7 protein-coding genes are annotated in these 6,384 nt (G+C 74.5%); 6 read left to right on the top strand and 1 reads right to left on the bottom strand.

The window, feature by feature from the left end; genetic code table 11:
- From HC022_RS16755 to cobJ, 5 genes are all read left to right on the top strand, one after another.
- A partial coding sequence (locus tag HC022_RS16755) for a cobaltochelatase subunit CobN (protein WP_175583621.1) occupies window positions 1-2,006 on the top strand: 2,006 nt, incomplete at its 5' end.
- Window positions 2,003-3,139: a cobalamin biosynthesis protein CobG gene (locus tag HC022_RS16750; protein WP_167453193.1), complete on the top strand. Its 1,137-nt coding sequence runs from the start codon at window positions 2,003-2,005 to the stop codon at window positions 3,137-3,139. The genes HC022_RS16755 and HC022_RS16750, both read left to right, overlap by 4 nt.
- The gene (locus tag HC022_RS16745) at window positions 3,136-3,765 is read left to right on the top strand and encodes a precorrin-8X methylmutase (protein WP_167453192.1); all 630 of its coding nucleotides are present in this window, start codon (window positions 3,136-3,138) and stop codon (window positions 3,763-3,765) included. The genes HC022_RS16750 and HC022_RS16745 overlap by 4 nt, the downstream gene beginning before the upstream one ends.
- Window positions 3,762-4,454: an SAM-dependent methyltransferase gene (locus HC022_RS16740; protein ID WP_167453191.1), complete on the top strand. Its 693-nt coding sequence runs from the start codon at window positions 3,762-3,764 to the stop codon at window positions 4,452-4,454. The genes HC022_RS16745 and HC022_RS16740 overlap by 4 nt, the downstream gene beginning before the upstream one ends.
- The gene (gene cobJ / locus HC022_RS16735; RefSeq protein WP_167453190.1) at window positions 4,451-5,200 is read left to right on the top strand and encodes a precorrin-3B C(17)-methyltransferase; all 750 of its coding nucleotides are present in this window, start codon (window positions 4,451-4,453) and stop codon (window positions 5,198-5,200) included. Before HC022_RS16740 ends, cobJ begins: the two co-directional genes overlap by 4 nt.
- Here cobJ and HC022_RS16730 read toward each other — a convergent pair.
- Window positions 5,176-5,883, bottom strand: coding sequence for a cobalt-precorrin-6A reductase (locus HC022_RS16730; protein WP_167453189.1), 708 nt, complete (start codon window positions 5,881-5,883; stop codon window positions 5,176-5,178). The genes cobJ and HC022_RS16730 overlap by 25 nt on opposite strands.
- Between HC022_RS16730 and cbiE the strand changes: the two genes are divergently transcribed.
- Window positions 5,882-6,384, top strand: a 503-nt coding sequence (gene cbiE / locus HC022_RS16725; protein ID WP_167453188.1) for a precorrin-6y C5,15-methyltransferase (decarboxylating) subunit CbiE, incomplete at its 3' end; no start/stop codon positions are given. The two genes, HC022_RS16730 and cbiE, sit on opposite strands and share 2 nt — an antisense overlap.

The raw sequence follows: 6,384 nt of genomic DNA, 5'->3' as shown, positions 1-6,384 counted from the left end.
CCTTGCTGGAGCGGCGCGAGGCCTGGCCCGTTGCCGAGTACCGCGCGGCCCTGTCGCGCCTGCCCGAACCGCTGCGCGAGGCACTGCACGCAGCGTGGGGCGCGCCCGAGGATGATCCCGACGTCACCGACGGCGCCTTCCGCTTCGCGCTGCTGCGCGCTGGCCGCGCAGTGCTGGCGCTGCAACCCGAACGCGGGTCGCAGGCGCTGCGCAGCGATGAATACCACGACCTGCAGCGGGTGCCGCGCCACGCCTATGTGGCCTTCTACCTCTGGCTTCGACAGGCAAGCGACGCGCTGGTCCACATCGGCGCCCATGGCACGCTCGAGTGGCTCCCCGGCAAGTCGGTGGCGCTGTCCGACGGCTGCTGGCCCGAGGCGCTGACCGGCGACCTGCCCGTCGTCTACCCGTTCATCGTCAACGACCCCGGCGAGGCGGCGCAGGCCAAGAGGCGCATCGGCGCGGTCACGCTCGGCCACCTGCCGCCGCCGCTGAAACCCTCGGGCACGCCGCTGCGGCTCGCCCGGCTCGAGGCGCTGCTCGACGAGTTCTCCAACGCCGACGGGCTCGACCCGCGCCGCCGCGACCGGCTGCAGGACGACATCCGCGCCGAGGCACAGGCGCTGGGGGTCGAGGCCGATCTCGGGCTCGATGGCGCCGCCTGCCCCGCCGAGGCGATCACCCGCATCGACCGCTTCGTCTGCGACGTGAAGGACAGCCAGTTCGGCGAGGGGCTGCACGTCTGGGGCCGACCGGCACAGCCCGGCGCGCCGTTCGAGACCGCCGCCTCGGTCAATGCAGAGCGGCAGGCGCTGCTCGACGCGCTCGACGGGCGGCGCATCGACGCGGGGCCCTCGGGCTCGCCCTACCGCGGCCGCGGCGACGTGCTGCCGACCGGGCGCAACCTCTTCACCACCGACCCGCGTGCGGTGCCGACGCGCGCCGCTTACGCGCAGGGTGTCCGGCTCGCCGACGAGCTGATCCGGCGCCACCTGCAGGACGAGGGCGACTGGCCGCGCGGGCTGGTCGTCGACCTCTGGGGCTCGGCCACCATGCGCACCGCGGGCGAGGAATTCGCCATGGCGCTGCACCTGCTGGGGTGCCGGCCGGTCTGGGACGCGGGTTCCGAGCGGGTGAGCGGCGTCGAGGTGCTGCCCATCGCCGAGCTCGACCGGCCCCGGCTCGACGTGACGCTGCGGGTGTCGGGGCTGTTCCGCGACGTCTTCCCCACGCTTTCGACCCTTTTCGGGCAGGCGGTGCGGGCGCTGGCCGCGCGCGACGAGGCGCCGGACTGGAACCCCTACGCGGGCCACGCCGCCACGGCGCGGGTCTACGGCCCGGCGCCGGGCAGCTTCGGGCTCGGCATGGGCGCGACGCTCACCGACTACGGCGACGGGGGCCGCCACGCCGCCGGCGAGGCCTGGCTTGCCGCCTCGTCCTGGGCGCTCGACGCGGGCGACGCCCGGCACGACGCCGAGGGGCTGCGTGAACGGGTGGCGGCGGCGGAGGCCTTCGTACACCTGCAGGACCTGCCCGAGACCGACCTGCTGCTGGCCGAGGATTACGCTGCCCACGAGGCCGGTTTTGCCGCCGCGCAGGCGATCACGGGGGGGCGCGCCGCGCTCTGGCATCTCGACGCAACCGATCCCGCCCGCCCCCGCGCCCGCCAGCTTCCCGAAGAGATCGCCCGCGTGGTACATGCCCGCGCCGCCAACCCCGGGTGGATCGCGGGCATGCGCGCCCATGGCTTCCGCGGCGGCGCCGAGATCGCCGCCACGCTCGAGCACATGGCGGCCTTCGCCCATCTCGCCGGTGCCGTGGCGCCGCATCTCTTCAACCTCTACCACGAGGCCACGCTCGGCGACCCGGAGGTGACGCGCTTCCTGCAGGAGGCCAACCCTCAGGCGCTCGAGGCGATGCGCGCCCGCTTCCGCGCGCTGCTCGACGCCGGGCTCTGGGTGAGCCGCAGCAATTCCGTGCGCGCGGCGCTGGAGGGCGGGGCATGAGCGTGGCACCCGAAGTCAAGGGCTGGTGCCCCGGCGCGCACCGCCCGATGATGTCCGGCGACGGGCTGGTGGTGCGGGTGCGGCCGCGGCTGGCGCGGCTGGAGCCTGCGCAGGTCGCCGGGCTCTGCGCGCTGGCGCAAGCGCACGGCAACGGCTTTCTCGACCTCACCAACCGCGCCAACCTGCAGATCCGCGGCGTCGCCCCCGAGGCGCACGAGCCGGTGCTGCAGGCGCTGGCGGAGCTCGATCTGCTGGACGCGGATCCGCGGATCGAGGGCCGGCGCAACATCCTCGTGACGCCGTTCTGGCAGCGCGGCGACCGCACCGCGCGGCTGGCGCGGGCGCTGTTGGCGGCGCTTGCCGACCTGCCCGAGCTGCCCGCAAAGACCGGCTTTGCCGTCGACACCGGGCCACAGCCGGTGCTGGTCGAGGATCCCGCCGATTTCCGCTTCGAGCGCGCCAAGGCCGGGCTCATCCTGCGCGCCGACGGCTGCGCCCTTGGCCGCCCGGTGACCGACCGCAGCGCCATTCCCGCGCTGCTCGAGATGGCGGAATGGTTCGATGCCCACCGCAGCCCCGAGCGCCGCCGCATGGCGCAGGTGCTCGCCGCCCACAGCCTGCCCGAGGCGTGGATGACCACCTCGCCGCGCCGCCGCGCGCCCCGGCCCGGCCCCGGCGCGACGCAGCAAGGCGCGCTTCTCGGCGCCGCCTTCGGCCAGATCGACGCCGGCGCGCTCGCCCGCGTCCTGCACGACAGCGGCGCCACGGCGCTGCGGGTCACGCCGTGGCGGCTGATCCTGCTCGAGGGCGCCGAGATGCCCGGGGGCAGCGGTTTCATCACCGCGCCCGGCGATCCGCTGCTGAGCTCCGACGCCTGCCCCGGCGCGCCCTTCTGCCCCGCGGCCTCGGTCGAGACCCGCAACCTTGCGCGCGCCCTTGCGCCGCGCGTCGGTGGCGGGTTGCACGTCTCGGGCTGCGCCAAGGGCTGCGCCCGCTCGCGGCCCGCGGCCATGGTTCTGACCGGGCGTGACGGGCGCTTCGACCTCATCGAGAACGGCCACGCCTGGGATGCGCCCCGCCGCACCGGGCTGAGCACACAAGACATCCTGGAGGAGCCTTCCGGCACACGATGACCTACAGCTACGAAACCGACGGGGCGGCGATCTACGACCGCTCCTTTGCCATCATCCGCGCCGAGGCCGCGCTCGGAGGCTTCGACCCGGACGAGGAACAGGTGGCGGTGCGCATGATCCACGCCGCCGGCATGGTGGGGCTCGAGCGCCACATCCGCTTTTCGCCGGGCTTCGTCGCCGCGGCGCGCAGAGCGCTCGAGGCCGGCGCGCCGATCCTGTGCGACGCGCGCATGGTGAGCGAGGGCATCACCCGCCCGCGCCTGCCCGCCGACAACGCGGTGCTCTGCACCCTGCACGACGCCTCGGTGCCGGAGCTGGCCAAGCAGATGTCGAACACCCGCTCGGCGGCGGCGCTCGAGCTCTGGCGCCCGCACCTGAAGGGCGCCGTCGTGGCCATCGGCAACGCGCCCACCGCGCTTTTCCACCTGCTCAACATGCTGCAGGACCCCGACTGCCCCCGCCCCGCCGCCATCATCGGCTGCCCGGTGGGCTTCGTCGGCGCCGCCGAGAGCAAGGACGCGCTCTGGGCCGACCAGCCGGTGCCATGCTGCATCGTCGAGGGCCGGCTCGGCGGCAGCGCCATCACCGTGGCCGCGGTCAACGCCATCGCGAGCCGCAAAGAATGAGCCCGGTGCTGCAGGCGGGCACGGTCTACGGGCTGGGGCTCGGGCCGGGCGATCCGGACCTGATGACGGTGCGCGCCGACCGGCTGCTGCGGCAGGCGCGCCACGTCGCCTTCTTCCGCAAGGCCGGGCGCAAGGGACAGGCGCGGCAGATCGTCGAGGGCATGATCCCCGAGGGCGCCATCGAGCACCCGATGGAATACCCGGTGACCACCGAGATCCCGGTGACCGACCCCGCCTACAACCGCCTGCTGGCGGAGTTCTACGAGGATTGCACCGCGCAACTGGTGGCGCTTGCCGCCGCGGGCGAGGACGTGGTGGTGCTCTGCGAGGGCGACCCGTTCTTCTACGGCTCCTTCATGCACCTGCACCTGCGCCTGCTCGACCAGGTGCCGGTCGAGGTGGTGCCCGCGATCACCGGCATGTCGGCGGCCTGGACCGCCACCGGCACGCCGATCACCTGGGGCGACGACGTGCTCACGGTGCTGATGGCGACGCTGCCCGAGGACGACCTCGCCGCCCGCATCGCGCAGACCGATGCGCTGCGACAGGCCGGCCGCTACGATCAGGCGTGGCTGGTGGAATACGCCGCCATGCCCGGCCAGACCGTGCAGCGGCTGGCCGAGGCCGAGGACCGGGTGACGCCCTATTTTTCCATCGTCGTGGTGCACGGCCACGGGCGGCGGCCATGACCGGGTCGCTGGTCATCGCGGGGCTCGGCCCCGGCGCCGAGGCGCTCGTTACTCCCGAGGTCAGCGAGGCGCTGGCCCGCGCCACCGACGTGGTGGGCTACATCCCCTACGTCGCCCGCGTGCCCGACCGGCTGGGGCTGGTGAAGCACGCCAGCGACAACCGGGTGGAGCTCGACCGCTCGCGCCACGCGCTCGGGCTGGCCGCCGAGGGCCGCGCGGTGGTGGTGGTCTCGTCGGGCGACCCCGGGGTCTTTGCCATGGCGGCCGCCGTCTTCGAGGCAGTCGAGGCCGGGCCCGCCGCGTGGCGCGCTCTCGACATCCGGGTGCTGCCCGGGATCACCGCGATGCTGGCGGCGGCGGCACGGGCGGGCGCCCCGCTCGGACATGATTTCTGCGCCATCAACCTCAGTGACAACCTCAAGCCCTGGCCGCTGATCGAGCGCCGCCTGCGGCTCGCCGCCGAGGCGGATTTCGCCATGGCCTTCTACAACCCGCGCTCGCGGTCGCGGCCCGAGGGCTTTGCCCGCGCGCTCGAGGTGCTCAACGAGGCCTGTGGCGATGCGCGGCCGGTGATCTTCGCCCGCGCCGTCTCGACCTCCGAAGAAGCGATCCGCGTCGTGCCCCTGCCCGACTGCCGCCCCGAGATGGCGGACATGCGCACCATGGTGCTGGTGGGCTCCTCGGCCACCCGGATCATCGCCCGCGACGGCGCGCCCATCGTCTACACCCCGAGGTCGGCGCCGTGACCGAGCCAGCGCATCACCTCTTCCGGAGTATGGGCCTCCGGGCGCGGCGGCACCGCGGGCCGGTCGATCATGATGACCGGCAGGCCAAGCGCCCGCGCCGCCGCGATCTTGGCGAAGGCGCCGGTGCCGCCGGCGTTCTTCGAGACCACGATCCCGGTGCCATGCTCGCGCATCAGCGCCAAGTCGCCCTCGAGCCCGAAGGGCCCACGGTCGATCACCGCGCGGTGGCGCGGCAACGGCGGCAGGGTGTCGGGCGCATCGACGAGGCGCAGCAGGTAATCGTGCTGCGGCCGGGCGGCGAAGGCCGCAAGGTGCATCCGTCCCACCGCAAGGAACACCCGCGCCGCGGGCCGGTCGAGCGCCGCCACCGCGCCTGCCATGTCGGGCACGCGGATCCAGCGGTCTTCGCCGGTCTCGCGCCATTCGGCCCGGGTGAGCGCGATCAGCGGCACACCGGTCTCGGCGCAGGCGGCGGCGGCGTGGGTGACGCCCTCGGCGCGGAGGTGATCCACCAGCCCCGCGACGCCGCCGAAGCCGCCCACGCGCAGCGGCAGGGGCAGCGGCGCGGGACGGGCCACGCGCCCGGCCAGCGAGACGGTGGCGCGAAGGCCGGTGGCGGCCAGCGCCCTGGCCAGCGACGCCGCCTCGGTGGTGCCGCCAAGCAGCAGGATGTTGGGCGTCATGGCTGAGGCTCCGTGGCTGACGATCATCGGTCTGGGCGAAGATGGACCGGACGGGCTCTGCGCTGCAAGCCGAAGCGCGCTGTCGGCGGCCGAGGTGGTCATGGGCCCGCCCCGGCACCTCGCGCTGATCGACCCCGGCGCCGCCGAGCTGGTGCCGTGGCCGGTGCCCTTCGCCGACGGGATCAACGTGCTCATGGGCTTTCGCGGCAGGCCAGTCGTGGTGCTGGCGTCGGGCGATCCGTTCTGGTTCGGCGCCGGCGCGGTGCTGGCGCGGTCGCTGCCGCGTGGCGACTGGCACGCCCTGCCCGGGCGCTCAAGCTTCTCGCTCGCCGCTGCCCGCATGGGCTGGCCGCTGGAGCGCACGGGCTGTTTCGGCCTGCACGCGGCGCCGCTGTCCCGGCTGCGCCCGGCGCTGGCCTCGGGGCAGCGGCTGGTGGTGCTGCTGCGCGACGGCGCGGCGGTGGCGGCTCTTGCGGGCTACCTTGCCGAGGCGGGCTTCGG

This window comes from Salipiger sp. HF18, from assembly GCF_011806505.1.
In the GTDB taxonomy this organism is placed as follows: Bacteria; Pseudomonadota; Alphaproteobacteria; order Rhodobacterales; family Rhodobacteraceae; genus Salipiger; species Salipiger thiooxidans.
Note: the sequence above shows the minus strand (reverse complement) of the source record. Positions and strands in the feature narration are given on the sequence as shown.